Raw genomic sequence first — 24,657 nt, forward strand, 5'->3', positions numbered from 1 at the left:
CAACGCGGCTGGGGGTCCCCCCGCGCCCTTCAGGCGTGGGGGAGTGCGTGCCGGACGCCGCGGGACAGGCGGGACTTCCGACACAGTCCCTAGGGGAGGCGATCATGAAGCAACGATTCCTGGGCCGGACCGGGCTGCGCGTCAGCGAACTCTGCTTCGGCACGATGACGTTCGGCAGCGGCGCGGACGAGGCGACGTCGCACCGCATGCTGGACGCGTTCACGGAGGCCGGTGGCACGTTCATCGACACGGCCGACATGTACGGGCGCGGCGTGTCGGAGGAGATCCTCGGCCGCTGGCTCAAGGGCCGCCGCAGGGACGAACTCGTCGTCGCCACCAAGGTGTTCGCCACGATGAGCGACGCGCCGAACGCCGGTGGCCTGAGCCGCAAGCACATCGTGTCGGCCGTCGAGGCGAGCCTGCGGCGCCTCGGCACCGACCACATCGACCTGTACCAGACGCACGTGTGGGACGCGACGACACCCGTCGAGGAGACCCTGTCCACCCTGGACACCCTCGTGAAGGCGGGCAAGGTGCGCTACCTGGGCGCGAGCAACCACTCCGGGGCGCAGCTGCAGAAGGCCCTCGACGTGGCGCGGGCGCACGACTGGGAGCCGTACTCGTGTCTGCAGCCGTTCTACAACCTGCTCGGGCGCGACATCGAGTGGGAGCTGCTGCCGCTCAGCGCGGCGGAAGGCGTCGGCGTCATTCCGTACAGCCCGCTGCACGGCGGCTGGCTCTCGGGCAAGTTCCGGCGGGGCATGGCGGCCCCGCCGCAGGGCACGCGGGGCGCGGGCAGCTGGGCGGAGCGGGCCACCGAGGACACCTGGCGGGTCGTCGACGCGGTGCTTGAGGTCGCGGAGGAGGCCGGGCGCTCCCCCGCGCAGGTGGCGCTGCGCTGGCTCCTCCAGCAGCCCGGCGTGACCGCGCCGATCGTCGGGGCGCGGTCCGTCGAGCAGTTGGCCGACAACCTCGGCTGTGTGGACTGGGAGTTGACGCCCGAGCAGCGGGAGCGGCTGACGGAGGCGAGCGCGCGGCCCCTGCCCTATCCGTACAACGTCCTCGCCCACTACCCGGGCCGCGAGCCGCGCAACGGGCCCCGCACCGACGTCGGTTGAGGGCCCGCCCGGCCTGACGCGCCCGGCCTGACACGCCCGGTCCGGCGCCGACGGCGTCAGTCGACGATCGCCATCTCGCGGGCGGTGGTGTTGAGCCGCCGCCCGCCCTCCTCGGTGACCGTCACGATGTCCTCGATGCGCACTCCGAAGCGCCCCGGCAGATAGATGCCGGGCTCCACGGAGAAGCACATGCCGGGCACCAGCGGCTGCTCCTCGCCCTCGATCATGTAGGGCGGTTCGTGGGTGGTGACGCCGATGCCGTGTCCGGTGCGGTGGATGAAGTACTCGCCGTAGCCGAACTCGGTGATCACGTCGCGGGCCGCGCGGTCGATGTCCTGGCAGGCCGCGCCGGGCCGCACGGCCGCGCACCCCGCCGCCTGCGCCTCGCGCACCACGTCGTGGACGCGCTGCTCCTCCGCGGTGGGCTCACCGACGTGGACCGTGCGGGAGGTGTCGGAGCCGTAGCCGTGCAGCAGTCCGCCGAAGTCGAGGACGACCATGTCGCCGCGCTCGATGACGCGGTCGCCCGCCTCGTGGTGCGGGTTGGCGCCGTTGGGGCCCGAGCCGACGACGGTGAAGTCCACCTGGGAGTGCCCGAACCGCCGCAGCAGGTCGGCGAGGTCGGCGGCGACGTCCGTCTCCCTTCGGCCCGCGAAGGACACCTTCTGGATCTCCTCGTACGCCGCGTCGGCCGCCGCGCCCGCCGCCGCGAGGCGCTCCAGCTCGGCGTCGTCCTTGACCGCGCGGAGCATCGGCAGCGCCTGCGTGAGGGAGAGGTAGGAGGTGTCGGGCAGCGCCTGCTGGAAGCCGAGCAGGTGCATCGCCCAGGCGTTGTCGCTCACTCCGAAGCGGCCCGATGCGTCCAGGAGGGGCGCCGTGACGGCGTACGGGTCCTTGCCGTCGGTCCAGTCCCGCAGGGTCAGCGCGGACGCGCCCGCGGCCCGCGCGGCGTCCGGGGCCTCCAGGGTGGGGACCACGAGGACGGGGTCCTGTCCGGCCGCGAGCACGAGGAGCGTCAGGCGCTCGGTGTCGGCGGTCGGCCGGTAGCCGGTGAGCCACACGAGGTCGGGTCCGGGGGCGACGAGCACGCCCGCCAGGCCCGCGTCCGCGGCCGTGGCCGCGGCGCGCTCCATGCGTGCTCGGTAGTCGTCGGCGGTGAAGGGCGCGGGCGCGCTGCTCATGTGGACCTCCTGTTGTCTACGCCAGAGATCCTGCCCCGCGCCGCTCGCGACCGCGAGCCCGGGTCAGGTCACGACGCCGGGCCTGACGGACAGGACCTGGCGTCCGCCGCTCTCATGGCGCACCGTCAGGGCCAGTCCCCTCCCTGGACGCGCGGCACCGACCACCGCCGCCAGCTCGGCCGCCGAGTCGATCCGGGTCCCGCCGACCACGAGCAGGGTGTCACCGCGCACCAGGCCCGCGGTGTGCCCGGGACCGGGTACGTGCACGCCGACGAGCAGGGCGCCCGCGCCCCCGGGAGCGTCGACGGCCTCGATGCCCAGGGTGGCGGTGCGGGCCTCGGAGGTACGGGGCTGGGTGGCGGGCGGACGCGGCCCCGGCTTCAGGGGTGCGCCCTGCTGCGAAACAGGGGGCTTCACAGCAGGGGGCTTCGGAACCGGCGACTGCGGAACGGAGCCGGGAGCGGCAGCGGAGCCGGGAGCGGCAGCGGGCCCGGCCTGACCGGGCGCCGCCTGCTGTATCTCGGCGAGCTTGCTCAAGCCGATGACGGTGGCGCTCACGGTGCCGATGCCGATGCCCGAGAGCACCAGCGCCACCGCGACCAGGAGTCCGAACAGCAGGGTCGTCAGCCGCCTGCCGCGACGCCGCACCGCGTGCGGCCGGTGGCTCCTGCCGGGCCCGAGCAGCCTGCCGAAGCGCTTTCCGGGGGCCGGGCGCGTGCTCGCACTCGTACTCGCACTCGTACTCGAACTCACGCCCGCACTCGCACTCGGTTTCGGACTCGTTTTCGGACTGGGATCGGGGTTCTGGCCGGGGTTCTGGCCCGGCATCGGCTTGGGACGCAACGCAGTCTGATCCATGGCTCGCCTCCGGCCACAGCTCTACCCGGAGTGACCCCGCGGCGACGCTTCACGAACGGGTGACGTCCAGCTGTGCGGCCAGTGTCCGCGCGGGCCCGCGGAGCGCGCCCGCGTGCAGGAGCTCCGTGCGGTGGACGACGCGGGGAGACGTCAGCGGCACGGCGACCGTGCCCCGCGCCTCGTCGGCGGGCGCCTTCGGCAGCAGGGCGAGCCCGTGTCCCGCGGCGACCAGCGCGGCGAGGGTACGCAGGTCCGTACCGTCGTAGCGCAGTGCGGGGCGGAAACCCGACGTGCCGTTCGCGGCGCGGAGTTGGGCCAGCGGCAGGGCGGTGCCCGGGGCGTCGAGCCAGCGCGCGTCCACGAGGTCGCCGAGGCGCAGTCCGGCGCGGCGGGCCAAGGGGTGGTCCTCGGCGAGGAGCACGGCGACGGGTTCCTCCGCGACGGCGTGCGCGCTCAGCGGGGCGACGTCCGGCAGGTGCAGGGGATCACTGGGCGCGGCGAGGCCGTCGACGAGGCCGAGGTCGGCGGCGCCGGTCGCGACGGCCGCCGGTATCTCGTCGCGCGACAGCACGGAGAGGGTGACGCCCGCCATGGGCAGCGCCCGGACCGTACGCGGGGTCAGCGCGGCCGGTGCGGCGGCGAGCGTCAGCCCCTGCTCGGGGGCGGCGGCCATGCGGACGACCTCGGCGCGGGCCGCGTCCAGGCGCAGCAGCAGCGGGCCCGCGTGCTCCAGGAGGCGGTCGCCCGCCGGGGTGGGGGCCACCGGTCGGCGGGTGAGCAGGGCCGCGCCGAGATCCTGTTCGAGGGCGGCGATGTGCTGGGAGACGGCGGACTGGGTGTAGCCGAGCTCGCGGGCGGCCTCGGAGAAGGAGGCGAGGCGGGCCACCGTCACATACGTGCGCAGGAGGTGCGGGTCCATGCCCGCAAGGATCCTCCAGGTCGCCGGAGAGGCGGTCAGTGGTCGGCGGTCGGCGGTCGGCGGTCGGCGGTCGGCGGTCGAGGGAGAGGCCGTCATCGCTCATCAGAATCACTTATGGGAGATGCAGATTTCATCGTTGGACGTGAACTGGGGAGCGCGCCCAGGATGCTCGGCATGACCACAGCCCCGAACGCCCCCGCGCCCCGTGCCGCCCGCATCGCCCTCGTCGGCGACCGCTCGCCGAACGTCCTCTCCCACACCCGGATCCCGCTCCTCCTTGACGCCCTCGCCACCCGGGACCGCCTCGTCCTCGACGCGTACTGGATCCCGACCGAGGACGCCGGGGAGCCGGACGCCGTGCGCGGCTTCGACGCCGTGTGGGTGGTGCCGGGCAGCCCCTACCGCAGCGAGGCCGGGGCGCTCGCCGCGATCCGCACGGCGCGCGAGGACGGCGTGCCCTTCCTCGGCACCTGCGGCGGCTTCCAGCACACGCTCCTGGAGTACGCGCGGAACGTGTGCGGCCTGACCGATGTCGCCCACGCCGAGAACGACCCCGACGCCGACGACCTGCTCCTCACGCCCCTGGCCTGCTCGCTGGTCGGCCACGAGGGCACGGTGACCATCGCGGCGGGCTCGCTCGCCGAGTCCGTCGTGGGCGCCCGCACGTCGGTCGAGCGCTACCACTGCTCGTACGGCCCCAGTGCCCACCTCGACACGCTGCGGGCCCACGGGCTGCGCTTCTCCGGCGAGGACGAGGACGGCCAGGTGCGGTTGGCCGAACTCCCCGGCCACCCCTTCTTCCTGGCCTCCCTCTTCCAGCCCGAGCTGGCCGGCGACGGCTCACGGCCGCACCCGATCGTGCGGGCCCTGGCGCGAGCCGCCGTCCGCCGCGCGGGCGTGACCGGCTAGCCTCCGTGGCCCCCGTGGCCGCCGCCGTGCCCCGCGCCGTGGTCGAACTTCAGGGCCTCCTTGGGCATGACCACGAAGGGCCGCATCATGCCCATGTCCTCGTGCTCCAGGAAGTGGCAGTGGTACATGAAGCGGCCGTACGCCCCGTCGAACTTGCCCATGACGCGCAGCATCTGGCCGCCGGGCACCCGGAAGACGTCCTTCCAGCCGCGCTCGTTGGGAGCGAGCGGGACGGGCCGCTGCGGGTCGGCGGCGACCGGTGTGCGGGTGCCGCCGATCGTGACGTCGAAGCCCGAGACGTCGAAGGTGTCCCTGCCGAGGAGCTGGAAGTCCGCCAGGTGGATGTGCATCGGGTGGACCACCGGCGGGTTCACGGCGAGGTTCAGGAAGCTCCACTGCTCGTGGCTGCCCTCGGCGATGGTGATGCCGAGGCCGTCGTTGAACGTGCGGGCGATCCGGCGGTACGTCTTGACCTTGCCGTCGGGCCCGCGCAGCTGGATGATCCCCTCGGTCGGCACCCGGATGTCGCCGGGCTCCTCGACCTCGGCCATCTCCCAGATCTCCGGATGCCCGCCACCGCCCTTGGTGGCGGGCGGGGTCAGCACGATCAGCCGGTGGCCGTGCGCGATGTCGTGCGAGAGCGGGCGGAAGGAGCCCGAGAGGATCTCCGGCAGTTCGAAGGTGTCGGGGACGTCAGGATCGGCGCACTCGCCCACCCGGAACTCCATGACCTGCGGATAGCGCACGTCGTTCGCCACGTCGGGCACGCCGGGCGCCTGGCCCCGGCCCTTGTTGACCAGGCGCAGCCGCTGCCCGGCCAGCTCCCGGAAGTCGATGAGGAGGTCCATGCGCTCGGCCGGGGCGACGGTGAGCGTCGGCAGGGCCCCTTCGAAGTCGACCGGCACGGGGCGCGGCAGGAGCCCGCCGTCGCTGCCGATCTGGTGCAGGACGCCCCGCACGGGGTTGTTGTCCTCGTCGACCAGGACCAGGTCGTAGATGCGCGCGTTCGATGCGTTGACCAGGCGGAAGCGGTACCAGGCCGGGTCCACGTCGGCGTACGGCCAGATGCGGCCGTTGACCGTGGTGTAGGGACCCGAGAAGGGCAGGGAGACCGGCTTGCCCGTCTCCGCGTTCTTCGGGTCGATGATGGTGGTCTTGTGCAGGAGGCGGCCGTTCAACCGGTCGTCGCCCTCGTCCGTGTCCAGGTTCCTGTCGGCGATGAGCAGGGGGATCTCCCGCTCGCCGCAGGGCAGTTGGAGCGCGTCCTCCTCGTCGTCCCGGACGAGGTACGTGCCGTAGAGACCCGCCATCACGTTCCACCGTGTGATGTTCATGGCGTGGTCGTGATACCATCACTGGACCGCCTGGTGGTCGTTCGGATACTCGGAGAGCTGGGCGTCGCCGAATCCCACGGCGTTGTCCGCCCAGCCGTCGTTGCCGCCGCCCGTCTGCGCGCCGTGCAGGTGCGTCACCGACCAGGCGGGCAGCGCCGCCACGTCCTTGTTCGGCTCGACGCCCGCGCGGCCCGGCTCGGTGCTGGGCGGCGGGTCCTTCTGCGGGTCGCCCAGCGGGACCTCGACGGCCGTGACGGGATACTCGCCCTGCGGAATGCGGTTGGTCCAGGCGATGCGGATCCGGCGGCCGCGCCGCACCTCGATGGTGGGGCCGGGCACCGAGCCCTCATACCCCCACATCAGGGTCGGCGGGAGCTGCGGGTGCAGCCGCACCCACGTCGGCCGCAGCGCGATCTCGGTCTCTTCGCGTCCGTCCGCGGGCTCGGGCCGCAGGACGGGCGGGACGGTCAACGGCGCCACGAAGGGCACCAGTTCGCCGTCGGCGGTCGCCCCGCCCTTCGCTGCCGCTTCGTCGCCCGTCAGCTTCTCAGTGATGCTTCCAGTGATGCGCTCAATGATGTCGGTCAAGATCGAACACCCCCGTGTCCATCCCCCGTTGCGCGGCCGCTCGTAGGCCGCCTTCACTTCAGAAGACTCCTGGCGCACCACCGGAGTTCCACGAATCCTGCATTCCGGATGAAACCATCCGAAGGGGGCCGCGCCGAATCAGCGCGGACCGGCGATCGAGGGCACCCTCGGCACCCGGTCGGGCACGAAGCCGTGCGCGCGCCCGGCCAGATCCTCCGCGCCGTAACGCCGACATGCCTGATGCCAGTGCAGCACCCCCGCCATCCAGTTCCGCAGATCCGCGACATAGCCGTCCATGGCCGCGCGCGCCTTCCGCGACAGTGCGAAGTCCTCGTACAGAGTCGGCAGTTCGTGCGCGACGACGTGCTCGAACTGCCGCAGGCGCTGCGTCGTCAGGTCGTGGACGACGCGCACCGCCGCCGGGTAGTCGCAGCCGAAGAAGTTCTGCACGACGAGGACGCCGTTGTGGATCTCGCCCTCGTACTCGATCTCCTTCTGGTACGAGAAGATGTCGTTCCAGAGCATGCCGTGATCGGCGGCGGCGTTCTCCAGGGAGCGGACGGGACCGCTGCGGTAGACCTCGGGCGGCACGGCGAGGCCGCGGCCCATCCGGCACAGGCCCATGGTGAGGTCGGAGCCGAACGTGGCGCGGCGCATCTCCAGGTAGTCGACCGGGTCGGGGATGCGGTGGTGGAGCTGGTTGAAGACCTCCCACACCCAGCTCTCCGTCATGACGTCCACGGCGTCCCGCAGCGTCCTGCGCCGCTCGTCGGGCAGGTCGCGGGCGGTGCGCGCCCACAGGTCGACGAGGCCTCGCTCGATGGCGTTCGCGGGCACCGGCACCGGCTCGTCCGTGAGGTTCATGCAGGCGGAGAGGCGTTCGGTGCAGAGCTTCGCGGCGGCCAGGTCGCGGGAGCGGCCGAAGACGAGGGGGTAGTAGTCGTCGGCGTAGGTGCCCCAGGCGAGCCACTGCGTGCTGAGGTCGAGCGCCTCCAGGGTGCCGTCCGGATCGATTCCCGCCGAGCACAGCGCCAGGTCGTACGCGTGGAGCTTGTCCTCGTCCCAGATGCCCTCCTCCAGGATGCCCATCGCGTGCGCCCACCCGGTGAGCCGCTGCCGCGCGGTGTCGAGTCCCGGGTTGAGCCGCGGCGGGCACGGCATGCCCAGGTCGGGGATCAGCGAGGGCCCCACCTTCTGGAAGGGCACGTGGGTGAAGGAGCGCAGCCGCTCCGCCCCCGCGGCGGCGAGCAGCGTCGCCATGTCGGTGCCCGAGGTCCCGATGCCGGTGGGTCCGGCGAAAGGTGAGCCGTCGAGTGCGCCCTCGTTCATGTACCTGCTGGAGCGCAGATGCCATTCGTGGCCGCCGGACTGCCAGTCCTGGAGTCCCTGTGTGTACGCGGCGACCGCCGCGACCTCCGCCGGGGTGAGGCCCTTCTCCAGGGCGACGGCGGGCACTTCGGCGGCCGCCGTGTGCTCGAACTGGTGCAGGCGTGAGGTCAGGACGTCGTTGACGGTGTCGGCCGCCTCCTGGGTCGTGCAGTCGAAGAAGGTCTCCAGAACGAGCACTCCGTTGCTGAGCTCGCCCTCCTCCTGGACCTCGCGCTGGTACGAGAAGAGGTCGTTGCGCAGGTGGACGGCGTCGGAGAAGGTCTCCATGAGGACGCGCAGCGGCCTCGATCCGGCGACCGCCGCGGGCACTTCCGCCGTCGCGTACTCGACGAGGCCCGCCGACCAGGGGGCGCCGCCGACCTTGCGGCGCATCTCGATGTACTCGACGGGGTTGGCGATCCGCCCTTCGTTGATGTTGGAGAGCTCCCACATCGACTCGTTGAGCAGGTGTTCCGTCGATTCCGCGAAGCGGCGGCGCCAGTCCTTGGACATCGCGGGCACCGTGCGCGCCCACAGATCGGCGAGGCCCGCCTCGACCGGGTTCCGCGGCTCGGGCAGTTCGGCGGAGAGGTCCATCGGCATGAAGAACGGCAGGCGGTCCAGGTGGGCCTTGCCCGCCGACCTGTCCTGGGTGCGTTTGTACATGTCCAGGAAGTGGTCGTCGAAGAAGAACACCCACACGTACCAGTCGGTGATCAGCGACAGCGCGGGGCCGTCGCAGTCGGGGTGGGTGTACGCGCACAACAGGCCGTAGTCGTGCGCGTCGAGGTCGCTCCGGTCCCAGATGCCGGAACCTTCCAGCATGCCCATGTCCCGGGCCCACCGCGCGGAGTGCGCGCGGGCCTCCTCCAGGTGCGGGTTGAGCCTCGCGGCGTACGGCATGTAGAAGTGCGGGAGTTCGAACGGCTGCGTCATGTGCCCGGCCCTACCCGGGGCCCTCCACCGGCATCCGTGCGGCGGCCGATGATCGCACCATCGCGTGAACCGGGCGCACTTCGATGCGTGGCGAGGGCACGCGAAGGTAAGGGACGACGTCCCGGGCCGGTCGCACCGAATCACGGGTTTCCCCGCCTGCGCACGGTCCACGCCTCTAGGCTGCCGTCCACGCCCTCGGAAGGAAGCACGTCCATGACCGATGCGCCGCTGCGAGCGGAGCTGCTCCTGGACCGCGAGGTCCCCGAAGAACTCCGCCGCGAGCTGGTCGCCGTGTTCGGCGGGCTCGGCGCCCCGCCGGTCCGCGTCCGGCACACCGTCGACCACCGCGGCGCCGCCGACATCCCCTGGATCGTGCTGGCCTCGCTGCCGCTCCAGGCGTTCCTCACCGGCCTCGGGGCGGAGGCCGTCAAGGACGCGTACAACGCGTTCAAGGGGGTCGTACGGAAGACGGCGCACCCGGCGTCGCCCGCCCCCGGCACACCGGGCGAGGCTCGCGGGGCCCGGCCGATCGTGCTGCAGGACGCGGCCACCGGCCTCGACATCGTCCTGGAGCCCGACCTTCCCGCCGAGGCGTACGAAAGGCTCACCGCGCTGGACCTGACGGAGTTCGCGGTGGGCCCGCTGCACTACGACCGTGACCGGAGTCGCTGGCGTTCGGTCCTCGACGAGGCCGCAGGCTGACCCGGCCGCCGCGGACCGGGATCGGGGGCCGACTGTGACCGCGCAGACCACGAAGACGGAGCTGTCCCACGCCGAACAGGCGTGCGCCGAAGGCGAGTCGGCCCTGACGAGGGGCGACACCGCCGCCGCGGAGGACCACTTCACGAAGGCCCTCGACCTCGTGGGGACGGCCGCCCCGGGCGGCGCGGCCGGGGGCACCGGGGGCGGGCCCGACGCGGAGGGCGTGGCGCGGGTCGCCGCGCGGGCGTGGACCGGAGCGGGGCGGGTGCGGCTCGCCCGCGGGGAGACCGCAGACGCGGAGGCCGAGTTCGAGCGGGCGCGCGCGCTGCGCCCGGCGGCGGCGGGCCCGTTGCACTGGCTGGGCTGCGCGGCCGCGCACCGCGGGGACCTCGCGGCGGCCGAGCGCCACTTCACCGCCTCCCTCGCCTGCGCGGTCCCGCACGGCCGCAGCCTCGTCCAGCGCGCCTACGTGCACGCCCGCGCGGGCGACCCGGACGCCGCCCTGCACGACCTGCGGGCCGCGGCCCTGATCAGCCCCCTGGACGACGAGGCCCGCTGGCTCGACGCCGCGCTCTCCGGCCGCTCCGCCCGCGAGGTGGCGCTGCGGCTGCGCAGGGCGGCCCTCGCCTCGCTCGCGGACTCCGGGCCGGGGGGCGGCGCGGACTGGAAGCGGGCCGGGGAGCTGACCGCCGCCGCGCGCGGGCTCGACCAGGAGCCCTGGCCCGCCGCCCCGCTGTACGCCGTGGCGCTGGTGCGCGGTGGGCGGCGGTCGGCCGCCGTGGCACTCCTCGGGGACGCCGTGCGGCACGACCCCGCCGACCACCGGGTCACCCACGCGCTCGCGGTGTGCCTCCTCAACTCGGCGCAGGAGCCGGGTGGTTCGTCGTGGGAGCGGTGTGTCGCCGCCTGGGCCGCGGTGCTGCACGACGCCGGTTTCTGGGAGCACGTCCTGACCGGAGCCGCCCGGCGGTACGGCGTCGCCGTCGACCCCGCCCTCGTGCCCGCCCTGCGCGCCGGGCTGCGCGAGGTACTCGAACGCCACATGCCCGACGATGCCGAGGCGGGCACCCGGGTGGCCCCCGGGCCGCTGCTCCAGCGCGAGGCCGACGCCGCGCAGTTGCTCGCGGCCGTCGGCGGCTTTCCGTCCGCAGGGGGCGGCGGGGCGCCGCTGTTCTGCGGTCCGCTGCGCATCGCGGAGCTCGGCAGGTCGGCGGAGTTCGGCGCCTTCGCCGTCGCGCTGGAGGAGTCCTTCACCGCCGCGCGGGCCCAGCCGTCCGCGTACGCCTCCACCGCCGCCGCCCCGGGCATGTACGCCTCCCTCACCTACGCGTTCTCCGAACTCGGCTTCGCGCAGCTCCTGTTGGGGCAGGACAAGGCGTCGGACGCGCTGGCCGCCCTCTCGGAGCTGCGCTGCCCCGGGTGCCGGGCGCGGGGCGGCCCCGGGGCGGCGGCCGTGTGTGAACCGGCGTGCGGGCGCTTCGACGAGCTGAACCCCGGATACGCCGGGGTGCCGCACAAACACCTCAGGCTCTCCCTCGACGCGCGCGGCCTCGCCCTGGAGGCACGCCTCCACATGGGCCGGTCCGAAATGACCTCGGCCCGGCCCGACTTCGGCGCGGCCGCCGCGTACTGGCGCCGGGCGCTGGTGCACAGCAGGGAGCTCGACCGGTACCGCGAGACGCAGACCGCCATCGTCGACATGGCCCTCGGCGCGGCGCGGGCGGCGCACCACGACGGGCGGCTGAGTCTCGCCGTCGCCACGCTCGACGCGACGCGCTCGGTGATCGGCGCCAACGAACGCGCCCGCCTGGAAGGCCAGTTGGCGCGTGTCCTCGCCGACCGCGGAATCTCCGTGGCCAACGACGAGGAGGCGCTGCTCGACCAGCCCGCCGCCGACCTGCGCCGCTCCGTGGCCCTGAACCCGCATCTGCTGCGGGCGCAGGTCAGCCTCGGCATCGTGCTGCGCGGGCTCGCCCTGGCCCGCTGGAGCTCCGGCAGCCTGTCGGGCGCACGGGCGACCCTGCGCGAGGCAGTCGCCCAACTCACCGCGGCCCTTGCGCACTTCCCCGACGACCCCGACCTGGAAGAGCTGCGGGTAGCCGTCATCGCCGACCTCGACCACATCATGTGGCAGCCCGACGAGAGCGAGCAGTGACGCCTGTGCTCGCCTACGAGGAACTGCGCATCCGGGTCCGCCGCGTCGGCGGGTCCCGCTATCTCGTGACCGCCAACGGACCCGCGTGCGCGGCCGGGATCATGGCGGTCGACGGGGAGCCCGCGGCGTTCCGGGAGCAGTGGGACCGGCTGATCGCGGCGGAGCTCGGGCTCGCGCCGATGGGCGAGCAGCACACGGTGGCCCAGCTGCGGGTGCTCGGGCGCGGCGTCTTCCGGCTGCTGTTCGGCGACGCGGGACCGGCGGAGGGCGACGGCGCTGACGGGGCCGGTGAGGACGCGGTCGGCGGGCACGTCGGCGCGTGTGTCGCCACCGCGCTCGACCGCGCCCAGGAGATGGATCCCCCGCGCGGGCTGCGGCTCCGCTTCGACCTGCCGCCCGAGCTGCGCGACCTCCCCCTGGAGTCGCTCTGCGCGCCGCCCGGCAGCCCGCAGCAGTCGCTCGCCCTCAGCCACGGCTACTCGCTGGCACGTTCGCTGGTGGGCGGGCCCCTGGGCCGACGGATGCCGGAACCGGGGGACGAGCCGAGCGTGATCCGGCTCCTGGTGGTGTGCGCGTCGCCCCGCGGTATGCAGCCGCTGCGGACCGCCGCGGAGGTGGGCACGATCCGCCAGGACCTGTCCGACATGGCCGTCCAGACCACCGTGCTGGAGCGGGCGACCCGCGCAGGTCTGGAGGCCGCGCTCGGCAGTCACTCCGAACTGCCCACGGCCGTCCTGGTGATCGCGCACGGATCGTACGACCAGGAGATCGGCAAGGGCGTGGTGGCCCTGGAGACGGAGAGCGGCGGCATCGACCGGGTGCCCGCGGATCTGCTCGGCGCGATGCTCCTCAAGGCGCAGCGGCTCAGGTTCGTCGCCCTCAACCTGTGCTCCGGCGCGGACAGTTCGCACCTCGAGCCCTTCTCCGGGCTCGCGCAGGCCCTGATCGGCGGCGGGGTGCCCGCCGTGGTGGCGATGCGGGGACGGGTGAGCGACGTGTCGGCGGGCGCGTTCGGCCCCGAACTCCTGAAGGGCATCACGGCCAACAAGACCGTCGACGAGGCGATGGCCGCCGCCCGTCTGTCCCTCTCGCACCAGCCGGAGCACACGGCCGTGGAGTGGGCGACGCCCGCGCTGTTCCTGCACGAGGGGTGCAGGCAGGGCTGGCTGTTCAAGGCGCGCGAAGTGCGCGACGCCGCGTTCGTCGGTGGTGACAAGAACCGGATGGCCGATCCGCTGCGCGAGGGCGAGGATGCGCTGCGGACCTTCCAGAGCCCCGTCGGCCACGTCGACTCCGCGGTCCTGATCGGCGCGGCACGCTACCAGCGCGATCTGGGGCACTGGGCGCAGGTGCAGCGGATCCTGCGGACGCCGACGCAGAGTTACGCCGACGAGCAGCGCCGGATGCGGGCCGAGGCGGCGTTCGAGCTGGCCTGGCCCGAGCTGGAGAAGCTGTGCGCGCTGCTCGCCGGTGAGCGGGACGCGGTGGGCGCAGAGGCGCAGCTCGACGTGGTGCGCGGGCTCCTTCCGGGGCCCGCGCCCGGCGCGCTCGCGGCGGAGGTCGCCGGGCTGCGGCGGCTCGTCTCGCTCGTCGAGGAGGCGCGCGCCGCGGAGGCCGCCGAGGACTGGCCCGTGGCCATCGGCCGCTACGAGGAGGTGCTCGCCGCGCGGCCCGGCGGGCTGCGGGACGTCACGGAACGGCTCGCGGCGGCGCGGGACGAACTGCATGTGGCCCGGGTCTGCGAGGACGCCGAGCAGGCACGTCTCGCGGGCGACTGGAGCACGGCGGCCGACGGCTATGCCGCGGTCCTCGCACTGCGCCCCGGCCACGGCACGGCCACGGCGTGGTCCTCGTTCGTGGCGGGCCGGGCCGCCGAGGCGCACGAGGACTGGCGGGGTGCCGAGGCGGCGTACGCGGCGTGCGCGGACCTCGACGACGCGGCGGGGCGGGCGGCGTACGCGCGCGGGCGGGCGGCCGCGGAGCGCGGGGCGTGGGCGGCGGCGCGGGACGCCTTCGCGCAGGCCGGTCCCGACCGCCGGGTCTGGGGCGTGTACTGCGCGGGACGGGCCGCGGACGCGGCGGGCGCGTGGGGCGCGGCGGTCGAGGGCTACGCCGCGGCGGACGGCTTCCTCGACAGCGCGGTACGCCTCCTCTACGCGCGGGGCCGCGGCGCGGCGGAAACGGGCCGCCACGCCGAAGCCCTGACGGACCTGTCGGCCGCGGCCGCGCAGGGCTGGGACACGGAACCGTGGCTGGGCGACCTGCGCCACCGCGTGTACGAGGCGGCCCTGAGCACGACGGAGTCCGGCGACTGGTCCACCGCACTCACCCACCTGGCCCCGCTCCCGGAGGCCTTTCGCGCGGTACGCCCCCTCCGGCGCTACACAGAGGGCCAGTTGGCGGCTTCCGCGGGCGACTGGGCCCTGGCGGCGGAGGCGTTCGGGCAGTGCGCGGGAGGCGAGCGGCAGGCGGAGCGGGACGACGGGGTGCCGGGGTGTGCGGCGGACGTGCCCTCCGATGCGGCGGATGTGCCCTCCGACGCGGGGGATCTCTGCGCGTACGCCCAGGGGCGCCTCTGTCAGGCGCAGGAGCGGTGGGACGAGGCGCTCGTGCGGTTCGGCGGGCTGCCGTCCGAGCTCTCCGACGTGCCCGAGCGGGTCCTGTACTCGCGGGGGCGGGCCGCCGACGCGCGGGGCGAGTGGAACGGCGTCATCGACGGGTTCGGCCGCCTGCCCGACGGCTACGCGGACGGCGAGGTGGGTGTCCGGCGGCTCTACGCACGCGCACGCGTGGCCGCCGATCTGCGCGGCGACTGGGCGGCAGTCCTCAGCCTCCTCACCGGCGTGCCGGGTGCGGCACGCGAGGGCGCGGTAGCCGCGCTCCGCCGCAAGGCAGAGGGGCGGCGGGCGGAGGAGGGCGACGACTGGGGCGCGGCGTGCGAGATCTACGGGCGGGCGTTCCCCGAGGGCGCCCCGGCGCCGGCAGACCTGGTCCCCGACGCCCCCGGTCACGAAGCCGCCCACCTCTACCGCTACGCCCTCGCCCGCACCCACGAACTGGGTGAGCGGTGGCAAGACGCCTGCGATGCCTATGAGTTGATGGACGACGGCTGGGCGGACGTCGCCGCGCGGCTGCGCTACGTACGGGCGCGGCTCGCCGAGGACGCCGCCGACGGGGCCGAGGCGTGGCGGGTCGTCGTCGAGACGTACAAACTCCTGGAGCAGGAGGACCTGCCGGGCGTGGACGCCGCCGGACGCGGGCGGTACGCGCGCGTGCGGGCCGCGGAGGCCGAGGGCGACTGGGCCGGTGTCGCCGCCGAGGCCGACGCGCTCGGGACGACCCGTGACGCGCCCGCCGTCGCCGCGTACGCACGCGGCCGCCTCGCCGACGCGCACCAGGAGTGGCAGCGGGCCGCCGACGCCTTCCGGCAGTGCACGGGCCACCGGGACGCCGACGCCCATCTCGCCTACGCGGAGGGCAGGTTGCTGGAGGCGGCGGGGCGGTGGAGCGCCGCCGTGGCCGCGTACGAGAGGGCGGGCGGCGCACTCGACCGGGCCGACGTGCGGTGCCGCAGGCTGCGGCGGCTCATCGGGCTGCTCCCCTGGGCGGACGGGCTGACCGGCGCTCCGCTGGTCGCCGACCCCTTCGCCGTGCGGGACCAGGCCTTCCCCTACCTCGCCCTGCGCGACGCCGGTGTCGACCCCGGCGCCTCCATGGACGTGGTCAAGAACGCCTCGTACGCCCTCCTCGAACGCGGCACCATGTCGTGGCACGAACGGGTCGCCCTGGAGCGACTGCGGCTGCCGGGACGGCGCCTGCAGCTGGACGCGCTGCTCTACCGCTGGCACTCCCCCGCCGCCCTGCGCGACGCCCTCGCCGGGCTCTCCCCGGACGAGGGGCCCGGCCTCCTCGACGCGCTGTGCGAACGCTCCCCGCAGGACGCGCCGCTGCTGCTGCTCCTCGCGCGGGACCGGGAGGCGGCCGCCGCGGAGTGGGAGCGGCGTCTGAAGGCGGCACCCGGCGACATGGCCGTGGTGCACGGGCTCGCCGTGGCCCGGCTGTGGCAGGCGCAGGAGCTCGAGCAGAGCGGGGCGTGGGAGCACGCGGTGCATGCCTGGGAGTCGGCGCTCGCGTACTGGGCGACGCTGCTCAGCGACGACGAGTACTGGGACGGCTGGCGCGCCGAGCGGGCGACCGCCTACGAACGCGACCTGACGCACGACGACATGGTGTCGCTGCGCTGGGAGCTGAGCCAGCACCTCTACGGGCAGCTGGCCGCCTACGACCAGCGGCACACCGAGCAGGACAGGCCCCAGCAGGCTGCCGCCTACCAGGCGTTGGTCGCGCTCCTGGAGTCCGAGCTGGGCGGCGCGCGCGTCCTGAAGGACGTGGGCGGTCTGCCGTCCGTGCCGGGCTCGGGCGGCACGCTGGCGTGCGGGCCGCGCTATCTGCGGCTGCTCTGCCTCCAGGAGCCGCTGGCCGAGCTCGCCGCCGGTCTCGACGCCGCCGCCCAGCAGGGCAAGGACCCCGGTGAGTACGCGGTACGCGAGCTGCGCTGGGCCTTCTCCGAGCTGGCGCGGAGCTTCGCCCTCTCCGAGGTGCGGAAGTTCGAGGCGGCGCTGCGCTCGCTGCCGGTCTTCCCCACCCTGACCACCCTGCCGGACGACTGCACCGGGCCCGCGGCGCAGGCGGCGCACACCCAGGAGTGCGCCCGCTGCCAGGACTTCCTGCGGCGCAACCCCGCGTACGTACGTCTCCCGAGGCGCCACGCCCGGCTCCTCCAGGACGGCGTCGAGCTGGCGGTGCACGTCCGGCTCGCGCTCGCCAGGACGGCCCTCACGCGCGGCGACGGCGGACTCGACGAGGCCCTGGCCCAGTGGGGCGAGCTGGTGAAGGTGTCCAGGAACGCCGGAATGCAGGCCCGCTCCAAGAAGGCCGTGATCCGCACCGTGCTCGGCCGGGTCGAGGCGCTCACCGACGAGGAGGGCGTCCAGCTCGGCGGCTGCCTCGACGAGGCCGTCACGCTCGTCGAGTCCGCGCTCGCCGTGCTGCACCCGCTCGACCGCGAGCTGCTCAGCCAGCTGAACGCGAAGCTCTCCGCGCTGCTCTCCATGCGCGGCGTGTGGCGCGGCTACACCCGCACCAAGCACGGCATGCGCTCCGACATGCACGGCGCGGAGGCCGACCTGCGCCGGGCCCTGACCCTCAACCCGGAGTCGAGCCACGCCCGCGACAACCTCGCGCGAGCCTTCGTGTTCACCCTCGACGAGCGGACGTACGAGGTCCCCGCGCGCCTGAAACTGCTCCACGAGGCGCTCGGCCTCCTCGACGTGGGCCTGGGCCAGGCGCTGACGCACCGGTACCGCGAGACGCTCGGCGAGGCCCTCGACGAGATGGAGAAGCTCCTCACCCGGCACCTCGGCGTCGCGGGCATGGGCGACCTGATCCGCAGCGACGGCCAGGAGCCCCCGCCCGACGTCGACGATCTGGCGTCCTGGGCCGCCGAGCTGACGCGCCGGGCGGAGCAGGCGCTGCGCGGCGGCGACATCCTGTGGGCGCTGCACCATCTGATCCGCGCCACCCGCGCGGAGCCCACCGACAGCCGGATCAGACAGGCCCTGCTCGGCGCGGTCAGCCGCTGGCTCGCCGAACTCACCCCCGGGGCCAAGGCCCTCCGGAACGAAGAAGGAGGCAGCGTCGCATGATCAAGGACCCTTCCGCGAACGGGGCAGGCCCCTCCGGCCCCGCCAGGCCCTCTCCCTACGAGCTGCTCGCCCCGGCCGGGGTCACCCCCTGGACGTCCCACAAGGACATGCAGGACGTGTCCTTCGAACTGCTCGCCCGGCATCTGATGACGCCGGTCACCCAGCAGGCGTGGGACGAGCTGCGAGGCGTACGCCGCCGCCTCCTCGTCGACCTGCTGCACTACGACGTGGACCTGGCCGCCGAACTCCCGTCGGCCACCGAGGAGATCGACCGCGCGCTCGCCGCCGGTCCCGACCCGCTCCCCCGGACCGACGCGCACCGCCCGGACGACCTGACCGGCCTGACCGACCTGATCCGGTTCGATGTCTGACCCGACGGCCCGGCTCGCCTACGAGCACGCCCGCGCCCTGGCCGCCCGCGACTCCGTCCACCAGGCGCTCACCGAACGGCTGTTGCTGCGCTGCGCCGACGCCCTCGACTCCTTCGACCGGCTCCTCGCCGAGGGCGCGGCAGGCGATGTGGGCACGTACCGCAGGAGCCTGGCGCTGATCGCCGGGCAGCTGGAGCGGGACCTGGCCGAGGAAGGGCTCGAACGCGTCGGGCAGGTCGGCGAGCGGGCCGAACCGGCCACGCACCACATCGAGGCCGTCCGCACCGCACCGCCCGGAGCGGACGGCGACGAGGTCGTTGAGATTCTGCAGCGCGGGTATCGATACCGGGGGCAAGTGCTGCGCGCCGCCCGGGTGGTCGTCGCCGTCGGCGGCGGCACTGAGCAAGGGACGGAGCGGGAATGAAGGCCATCGGCATCGACCTCGGCACCACCAACAGCGCGGTGGCCGCCCACGATCCGCACCGCGCGGACATCGCCGTGCTCACCAACAGCAAGGGCGAGCGGCTCACCCCGTCCGTCGTCGGGGTCGCGCACCGCGACGGCAAGGACCAGCCGCTGGTCGGTGAGGACGCGCTGAACTGGGCGATCAGACAGCCCAAGGAGACCGTGGTCTCCGTGAAGCGCCTGATGGGGCGGGACTTCGCCGACGCGTCGGTGATGCAGGCGCGCGACCGGATGAGCTACGAGATCGTGCCGGGGCCCGACGAGGACCCGCGCGCCCACGTGCTGCTCGGCGGGCGCGCCCGCACCCCGGCCGAGATCTCCAGCGTCATCCTGGACAAGCTGGTCAGGGACGCCTCGCGGGTCCTCGGCGAGCCCGTGACGCACGCCGTGATCACCGTGCCCGCCTACTTCCGTGACGCCCAGCGGGCCGCCACGCGCGAGGCCGCGGAGAAGGCGGGCCTCGTGGTCAAGAAGATCGTCGACGAGCCGACGGCGGCGGCGGTCGCCTTCGGCCTGCACAAGCCGGGCGGCGCCCGCAGCCGGGTGCTCGTCTACGACCTGGGCGGCGGCACCTTCGACATCTCGGTCCTCAACGCGGTCAAGGACCGGGAGGGCAGGAGCCAGTTCCAGGTCCTGCGAGCGGCCGGTGACATCTGGCTGGGCGGGGACGACTTCGACCTGGCGATCGTGGAGCGGATCATCACGTGGATGCGCGAGGAGCACCATGTGGACCCGGCGGGCGACAAGGCGTTCCTGTTCCAGGCGAAGAAGGCCGCCGAGCGCGCCAAGCGGGAGCTGAACGACATGCCGGAGACGTACATCGTGATCCCGGCCGCGTACCGCAGCGAGAACGGCGTCCTCGACGTCGAGATGAAGCTGACGCGCAGCGAGTTCCAGGGGATGATCGCGCCGCTGGTGGCCCGGACGATGATCCTGGTCCAGGAGTCCCTGGCCCGCTACGAACTCTCCACGGACGACATCTCCGACGTCCTGCTGGTGGGCGGCGGCACCCTCACCCGTCCCGTGTACGAGGCCGTCGAGGCGTTCTTCGGCGCGGAGAAGGTCCGCAGGAACATCAACCCCATGGAGTGCGTCGCCTTCGGCGCGGGCGTGCTCGCCGAGACGCTGCGCGGCGTGGAGTGCTCGGACCCGGAGTGCGCCAAGGTCAACGAGTACGGGGCGGACGCCTGCGCGGACTGCGGCCGCAGCCTCGCCGACGGGCGCTCCAAGGGCGACACGGGGCTGTACGAGTCGACGCCGATGGCGATGGGCATCGCGGCGATCAAGGGCAGCCAGCGCGACGTGTTCGTCGAGATCATCGAGGCGGGCTCCCCCTACCCGCTCTCCGAGCCGCGCCAGCGCACCTTCCACGCCACCGACAGCCGCCGCATCCGCGTGCCGGTCTACGAGGGCGACAGCAAGGTGGCGAGCGAGAACCACGAGCAGGGCGTCGTCGAGTTCGAGCTGCCGCAGGAGATCGAGATCAACCGCCAGGTGGACGTCTCCTTCAACTACTCGGCGGACCGGATCATCACGGTGAAGATCTCCGTGCGCGGCACGGACATGGTCCTGGAGGCGACCCCCAACCGGGAGAAACCGCGCACGCCGCCGCCCGAGCCCGTCGAGGTGCTCGACAGCGCGGCGCTGCGCGAACAACTGGGTTACGCCGAGCGGGAGGCCGACAACTTCCTGAAGCGGTACGGGCCCTACATCGAGCCCCTGCAGGCGATGAAGGTGCGCCGCGACATCGAGCAGGCGCAGCGGGCGGCCACGATGGGCGACAGCGGCGAGTACAAACGCCTCACCGAACTGCTGCTCGACGACATGTACCGGCAGTGCGGTCTGGCGAGCCAGTTCCGGCAGGCCGAGCTGGCCTCGGAGGGCGCGCCGCCGGAGACGGTCCGGCGGATCAACGAAGCGGTCGAGTTCGTGAAGCAGGCGCACCGGCAGGGCAACACCGTCGGACGCGCCCAGCAGGCGCGCAACCTGGTGAACCTGGTGGCGGTCGCCCAGTCCGAGCGGGCCGTGCCGATGCTCCCCGACCGGCCCGACTACGAAGGCATCCTCCGCTTCGCCGAAGAGACGGCGGGCGGATGACACAGGCGCGGCCCGCGCGGGGGGCGGCGGCCCCCGTCAGCCTCGGCATCGACTTCGGCGCCACGGGCATCCGTGCGCTCTACGCGCTGGCGGACCGGCCGGGGCGGCGCCTCGAGGCGGAGTGGGGCGACGGTCCGTGGCTGCTGTGCGAGCAGGCCGACGTGGGCGAGCTGCCGGTGACCTTCCCGAGCCTCAAGAGCCGTCTGGGCAGCGGGCGTCCGGTGCACATCGGCGGCAAGCCGGTGGACGCGGACCAGGTCGTGGTGCGTCTGCTGCGGTCGGTGCGGGAGCGGGTGGAGGCGGCGGCGCCCGGCCGGGTGGCGCAGACGGTGATCAGCGTGCCCGCGCGCTTCGGCTCGGCCCAGCGGGCGGCGCTGCGGGACGCGGCGCGCGAGGCGGGCCTCGACCCCACGCGGCTCGTCAGCGACTCCATGGCCGCGGTCATCGGCCACATGACGGAGCGGGACAGCGGCACGTGCCTGGTCTACGGCATGGGGTACGAGGGGTTCGAGATCGGCCTGATCCGCAGCGTGCGCGGGCACTTCCGCTCGCTCGGCTACGAGGGCGGGGCGACGTCGGGAGGGCGGGCGTTCGACGCGGAGGCGCTGTCGTCGGCGGTGCGGCTGCTGCGCAGACACCGTGGCGCGGGTTCGGTGCACGGGGTCGACGCGGCCGTGTGGCAGGGCCTTCGGGCGCGGGGGCAGGAGGCGCGGGAGGCGCTCGGGTCACCGGGGGGCCCGGAGGCTGCGGTGCTCGATCTGGAGCTGGGGGCCGGGCCCGCGCTGTGGGTGCGGTTCGCACGGCCCGACCTGGACGCGTATCTGGAGCGGCACGTGGGGCGCACGCTCGACCGGGCGCGGGCCCTGCTCGACCAGTCGGGGATGACGCCGACGGACGTCGACACGCTGCTGCTCGTAGGCGGCAACACCCGGATGGAACAGGTGCGTTCGCGGGTCGCCACGCTCGGCAGGGAGAGCGTGCAGGCACCGCCCGAGCTCCTCGCGCTGGGCGCCCTGAAGCACGCGGTGCGGCTGGCGGGCGGTGCGGCGTCCTCCGGTCCGGCGGCCCTGGAGGAGGGCCCGCTGGAACCGGCCACCGCCGCCCAGGACACCCTCTCCGACGCGCCTCCCCTCACGGCGACGCTGGTGGGCGCGGAGGGGCGGGGAGTGGAGGAACGGGGTCCTGAGCAGGGGGGTGTGCGGGAGGCCGGTGCTCATGGGGATCCGCGGGACGCGGGTGCGGTGCGGGGCGCAGGGCCCGGCGCCCGGGATGTGGAGGAGGCGCGGCGGCTCGTACGACAGGGGCGGGAGAAGGAGGCGGCCGCGCTGCTGCGCGGGATCGTCACCGAGGCGCAGGAACTCCTCGACGCCCTGAACCGCCGCCCCGCACCACCACCGCTGCCTTCACCACCGGCCCTCCCGGCACCTGCGCCGCCCCCTTCGCCCGACCGCATGCCGTCCGCCACGACGGGCCCCGCCCCCTCTCCCGCGTTCGACTACACGTCGCGGCGTCAGATCGCCCGCGCCCGTGCCCTGCTCTCGCTCGGCCGGTACGACCACGCCGTGCAGGCCGCGCACATCGCCTGGCAGGACGCGGCGACCAGGCCGACCGGCGCCGACATGCTGGACGCGATGATCGACGTGCACTGCGCAGCCGCGATGGCGGACATGGCGCCCGAGCACTTCGCCGCCGCGGAGGAGTGGCTCAACTGCGCGTACAACCACGATCCGACGAATGTCCGGGTGCGCGGACTGCTCGCCGAGCGCACCTACCGGCACGCCGTGGAGCTGGACCGGCGCGGGGAGCGGGATGAGGCGATTGAGGCCCTCGGGAAGTGCCTGACGTGGGATCCTGAACACGCCGACGCGGATGCGCTGTTGCGGCGATTGAACCGTGACGGGAGGAACCGGCGCGGCAGGGGGGACGTCCTCGGACAGAGGCCCCTCGAACCGCCCCCGTGAAGCATCCCGCAAGTCAGGGAGGGAACCGTTTGACGCCCGCACAACTGCTCGACAAGGCCTTGATCGACAAGGAGTTGCGGCGGCTGGCGGCCCTGCCCGCACTTGCCCCGCGCTCACCCGAACTCACCGTGCTGCACCAGGACTTGGCCGGGTCGAACCAGCTCGACCGATGGGCGGAGATCGACCTCGTCCAGGCCTACGTACGCCCCGAGAGCGTCCGGGCGCCCGCGAACGGGGCGTCGGGGCGGCACGACCGCCTGCTGGAGGCCGCACTCGGCGTCCTCGTCTTCATCCCGCTGCTGATCACCTGGTTCGGCCTGCGGGAGGCCGTGCGTGCGTACGGGGAGCTCGCCGACGAGGACCCCGAGCAGTCCACACGGCCGTTCCTGCAACTGTGGCAGTCGGGCTTCGGCGGGCACCTGTCGTCGTTCGGGCGCTTCGAGAACGTGGCCCTGATGGCGGTCCTCCTGATCGCCCTGCTCGTGGGCCTCTCCGTGTGGCACGCGCGGGTGCGGGTGCGCACCGAACGCGCCGAGGACACCCAGGAGGCGGAGCAGGACCGGCTCCTCGCCGAGCTGGCGTCGGTGCTCACCCGCACCCAGATGCTGCTCGCGTCGCACCGCAGCGCGGCCCCGCAGCAGTTCACCGCGGAGCTCACGAAGGCCGCGCTGAAGATGCAGCAGGTGACGACCAAGGCGGAGCGCAGCCACAACGCGCTCACCGGCGCCACGGCGTCGGTCGGCCAGGCCACCGACGCGCTCAAGCTTGCGGCACAGTCCCTCACGAAGGAAGTGCCGAAGCTCGGCGACGCGGCGGACCGCCTCAACACCACGCTGCGCACCGGCACGGAGGAGACCGCCAAGGCGGGCCGGGCCAACGCGCTCGCGGCCCGCGGCATCGTCGACCGCGTCAAGACGGCGGGCGACACGGTCGAGGCATCCCTGAAGGCCCTGGTCGCGGCCCAGCAGTCGCTCGTCGCCAAGTCCGAGTCGGTGGCGAAGGCGACCGAGCTGGCCTCGCAGGCCCTGGTGTCGAGCACCGGCCGCACGGGCGACGCCGTGGACGGCATGCGCGAGGCGACGGAGCGGTGGGACGCGGCGGCGGCCCACTGGCAGGACGCGGCGGCCCGGCTCGACGCCCGGATGGCCACGCTGGCGGGGGCACTGCCCGCATCGGCACCGGTGAACGGGGCGTACAGCGCGGGCAGTGGGGCGTACGGCACGAGTAGCGGGGCGTACGGCACCGGCGGCGGGGCGTACGGCACAAGCACTGGCACCTACGGCACGAGCGGCGGCGCCCACGACACCAACGGCGGCTCCGTGAGCGGCGGCCGCCCCCCTGAAGGGTCCTCCGGCAACAGCCGCGCCGCCGCTCCGCCCGAGACGGACCCCGTGCCCGCGCAGAGCCCGCCCGTCGAGCCGCCGACGGACACGCCGCTCGACACGAGGACGACACGCCTGCCGCCGCCCGGCCCACGGAGCGGAGGGACCGCGTGAGCCGAGGGCGGGAGCTGCGGCGGCGGCGCGGCGGCCGACTCGGGGTGGTCGTGCTCGCGGGCTGGCTCTTCGCCGATCTGCTGCTCGTGCTCGCCCTGGTGTCGATGGCCGACCGGCCGGACCCGAAGGCGGACGACCGGCCCAGGCCGGAGCCGTCCAAGAGCAGGTCGACCTCGCCGCCGCGTCCGACGGGGCCCCGGTCCGTGGACCGCAACCCCCAGGAGTTCGAGGTACGGGGCCGGGACAAGGGCGACCTCGTCAAGCAGATCGCGAAGGACACGCGCAAGTGGTCGGGCCGCGAGGCCGCGCTCGTCCTCACCTTCGGCGGCAGCTCGAACGGCACCGTCTACGCCCACCGCGTCAACGGCCTGCTCGACAAGGCCCGTCCGGAGATGTTCACCGGCAAGACGGTGACGGACGACTACCACGCCCTCGGCGAGCGCGCGGAGACCGCCGTGGTCCGCGTCTACTTCTACACGGCGCCGGGCGGCTGA

Annotated in this window: 15 protein-coding genes and 1 pseudogene; 11 read left to right on the plus strand and 5 right to left on the minus strand. The window is 74.0% G+C overall.

Annotated features, from left to right (window positions below; all coding sequences use genetic code 11):
* Positions 1 to 104: 104 nt before the first annotated feature.
* Positions 105 to 1,118: an aldo/keto reductase gene (locus ABZV77_RS02340; protein WP_356249379.1), complete on the plus strand. Its 1,014-nt coding sequence runs from the start codon at positions 105 to 107 to the stop codon at positions 1,116 to 1,118.
* A 56-nt stretch (positions 1,119 to 1,174) separates the two neighbouring features.
* Here the strand turns inward: ABZV77_RS02340 and ABZV77_RS02345 are convergent, their stop codons facing one another.
* From ABZV77_RS02345 to ABZV77_RS02355, 3 genes are all read right to left on the minus strand, one after another.
* On the minus strand, positions 1,175 to 2,299 hold the full coding sequence (locus tag ABZV77_RS02345) for an aminopeptidase P family protein (RefSeq protein ID WP_356249381.1): 1,125 nt from the start codon (positions 2,297 to 2,299) through the stop codon (positions 1,175 to 1,177).
* A gap of 63 nt (positions 2,300 to 2,362) precedes the next feature.
* Positions 2,363 to 2,983 (minus strand): PDZ domain-containing protein, encoded by a 621-nt coding sequence (locus tag ABZV77_RS02350; RefSeq protein WP_356250152.1) that lies wholly within the window; start codon positions 2,981 to 2,983, stop codon positions 2,363 to 2,365.
* 223 nt (positions 2,984 to 3,206) lie between these two features.
* Positions 3,207 to 4,076: a LysR family transcriptional regulator gene (locus ABZV77_RS02355; RefSeq protein ID WP_356250154.1), complete on the minus strand. Its 870-nt coding sequence runs from the start codon at positions 4,074 to 4,076 to the stop codon at positions 3,207 to 3,209.
* A 174-nt stretch (positions 4,077 to 4,250) separates the two neighbouring features.
* Between ABZV77_RS02355 and ABZV77_RS02360 the strand changes: the two genes are divergently transcribed.
* Positions 4,251 to 4,985 (plus strand): hypothetical protein, encoded by a 735-nt coding sequence (locus tag ABZV77_RS02360; RefSeq protein WP_356249383.1) that lies wholly within the window; start codon positions 4,251 to 4,253, stop codon positions 4,983 to 4,985.
* On the opposite strand, the pseudogene phsA reads toward ABZV77_RS02360, so the two are convergent.
* Positions 4,982 to 6,862 (minus strand): annotated as a pseudogene (gene phsA, locus ABZV77_RS02365) (O-aminophenol oxidase PhsA). The gene ABZV77_RS02360 and the pseudogene phsA overlap by 4 nt on opposite strands.
* A 183-nt stretch (positions 6,863 to 7,045) precedes the next feature.
* The gene (gene cyc2 / locus ABZV77_RS02370) at positions 7,046 to 9,211 is read right to left on the minus strand and encodes a germacradienol/geosmin synthase Cyc2 (protein WP_356249385.1); all 2,166 of its coding nucleotides are present in this window, start codon (positions 9,209 to 9,211) and stop codon (positions 7,046 to 7,048) included.
* A 213-nt stretch (positions 9,212 to 9,424) separates the two neighbouring features.
* Between cyc2 and ABZV77_RS02375 the strand changes: the two genes are divergently transcribed.
* Genes ABZV77_RS02375 through ABZV77_RS02415 form a run of 9 tightly spaced genes read left to right on the plus strand, consistent with a single transcriptional unit; the run spans position 9,425 to position 24,657 of the window.
* Positions 9,425 to 9,913, plus strand: a complete 489-nt coding sequence (locus ABZV77_RS02375; RefSeq protein ID WP_356249387.1) for a hypothetical protein — start codon at positions 9,425 to 9,427, stop codon at positions 9,911 to 9,913.
* A gap of 34 nt (positions 9,914 to 9,947) precedes the next feature.
* A complete protein-coding gene (locus ABZV77_RS02380) occupies positions 9,948 to 12,068 on the plus strand; it encodes a hypothetical protein (protein WP_356249389.1) in 2,121 nt (706 codons plus the stop codon).
* Positions 12,065 to 17,773: a CHAT domain-containing protein gene (locus ABZV77_RS02385; RefSeq protein ID WP_356249391.1), complete on the plus strand. Its 5,709-nt coding sequence runs from the start codon at positions 12,065 to 12,067 to the stop codon at positions 17,771 to 17,773. Before ABZV77_RS02380 ends, ABZV77_RS02385 begins: the two co-directional genes overlap by 4 nt.
* Positions 17,770 to 18,144 (plus strand): hypothetical protein, encoded by a 375-nt coding sequence (locus tag ABZV77_RS02390; protein WP_356249393.1) that lies wholly within the window; start codon positions 17,770 to 17,772, stop codon positions 18,142 to 18,144. The genes ABZV77_RS02385 and ABZV77_RS02390 overlap by 4 nt, the downstream gene beginning before the upstream one ends.
* Positions 18,137 to 18,568, plus strand: a complete 432-nt coding sequence (grpE, locus tag ABZV77_RS02395) for a nucleotide exchange factor GrpE (RefSeq protein WP_356249395.1) — start codon at positions 18,137 to 18,139, stop codon at positions 18,566 to 18,568. The genes ABZV77_RS02390 and grpE overlap by 8 nt, the downstream gene beginning before the upstream one ends.
* On the plus strand, positions 18,565 to 20,706 hold the full coding sequence (locus tag ABZV77_RS02400; RefSeq protein ID WP_356249397.1) for an Hsp70 family protein: 2,142 nt from the start codon (positions 18,565 to 18,567) through the stop codon (positions 20,704 to 20,706). The genes grpE and ABZV77_RS02400 overlap by 4 nt, the downstream gene beginning before the upstream one ends.
* Positions 20,703 to 22,667: an Hsp70 family protein gene (locus tag ABZV77_RS02405; protein ID WP_356249399.1), complete on the plus strand. Its 1,965-nt coding sequence runs from the start codon at positions 20,703 to 20,705 to the stop codon at positions 22,665 to 22,667. The genes ABZV77_RS02400 and ABZV77_RS02405 overlap by 4 nt, the downstream gene beginning before the upstream one ends.
* 29 nt (positions 22,668 to 22,696) lie before the next feature.
* On the plus strand, positions 22,697 to 24,163 hold the full coding sequence (locus ABZV77_RS02410; RefSeq protein ID WP_356249401.1) for a hypothetical protein: 1,467 nt from the start codon (positions 22,697 to 22,699) through the stop codon (positions 24,161 to 24,163).
* Positions 24,160 to 24,657, plus strand: a complete 498-nt coding sequence (locus tag ABZV77_RS02415) for a hypothetical protein (RefSeq protein ID WP_356249403.1) — start codon at positions 24,160 to 24,162, stop codon at positions 24,655 to 24,657. Before ABZV77_RS02410 ends, ABZV77_RS02415 begins: the two co-directional genes overlap by 4 nt.

This window comes from Streptomyces sp. NPDC004732 (genome assembly GCF_040609235.1).
In the GTDB taxonomy this organism is placed as follows: domain Bacteria; phylum Actinomycetota; class Actinomycetes; order Streptomycetales; family Streptomycetaceae; genus Streptomyces.

Bases quoted from the DNA above. Each gene is read 5' to 3' on its own strand.
- grpE (WP_356249395.1), top strand. From the start codon at position 18,137: ATGTCTGACCCGACGGCCCGGCTCGCCTACGAGCACGCCCGCGCCCTG.
- ABZV77_RS02405 (WP_356249399.1), top strand. From the start codon at position 20,703: ATGACACAGGCGCGGCCCGCGCGGGGGGCGGCGGCCCCCGTCAGCCTC.
- cyc2 (WP_356249385.1), bottom strand. From the start codon at position 9,211: ATGACGCAGCCGTTCGAACTCCCGCACTTCTACATGCCGTACGCCGCG.
- ABZV77_RS02355 (WP_356250154.1), bottom strand. From the start codon at position 4,076: ATGGACCCGCACCTCCTGCGCACGTATGTGACGGTGGCCCGCCTCGCC.
- ABZV77_RS02345 (WP_356249381.1), bottom strand. From the start codon at position 2,299: ATGAGCAGCGCGCCCGCGCCCTTCACCGCCGACGACTACCGAGCACGC.
- ABZV77_RS02340 (WP_356249379.1), top strand. From the start codon at position 105: ATGAAGCAACGATTCCTGGGCCGGACCGGGCTGCGCGTCAGCGAACTC.
- ABZV77_RS02400 (WP_356249397.1), top strand. From the start codon at position 18,565: ATGAAGGCCATCGGCATCGACCTCGGCACCACCAACAGCGCGGTGGCC.
- ABZV77_RS02360 (WP_356249383.1), top strand. From the start codon at position 4,251: ATGACCACAGCCCCGAACGCCCCCGCGCCCCGTGCCGCCCGCATCGCC.
- ABZV77_RS02375 (WP_356249387.1), top strand. From the start codon at position 9,425: ATGACCGATGCGCCGCTGCGAGCGGAGCTGCTCCTGGACCGCGAGGTC.
- ABZV77_RS02390 (WP_356249393.1), top strand. From the start codon at position 17,770: ATGATCAAGGACCCTTCCGCGAACGGGGCAGGCCCCTCCGGCCCCGCC.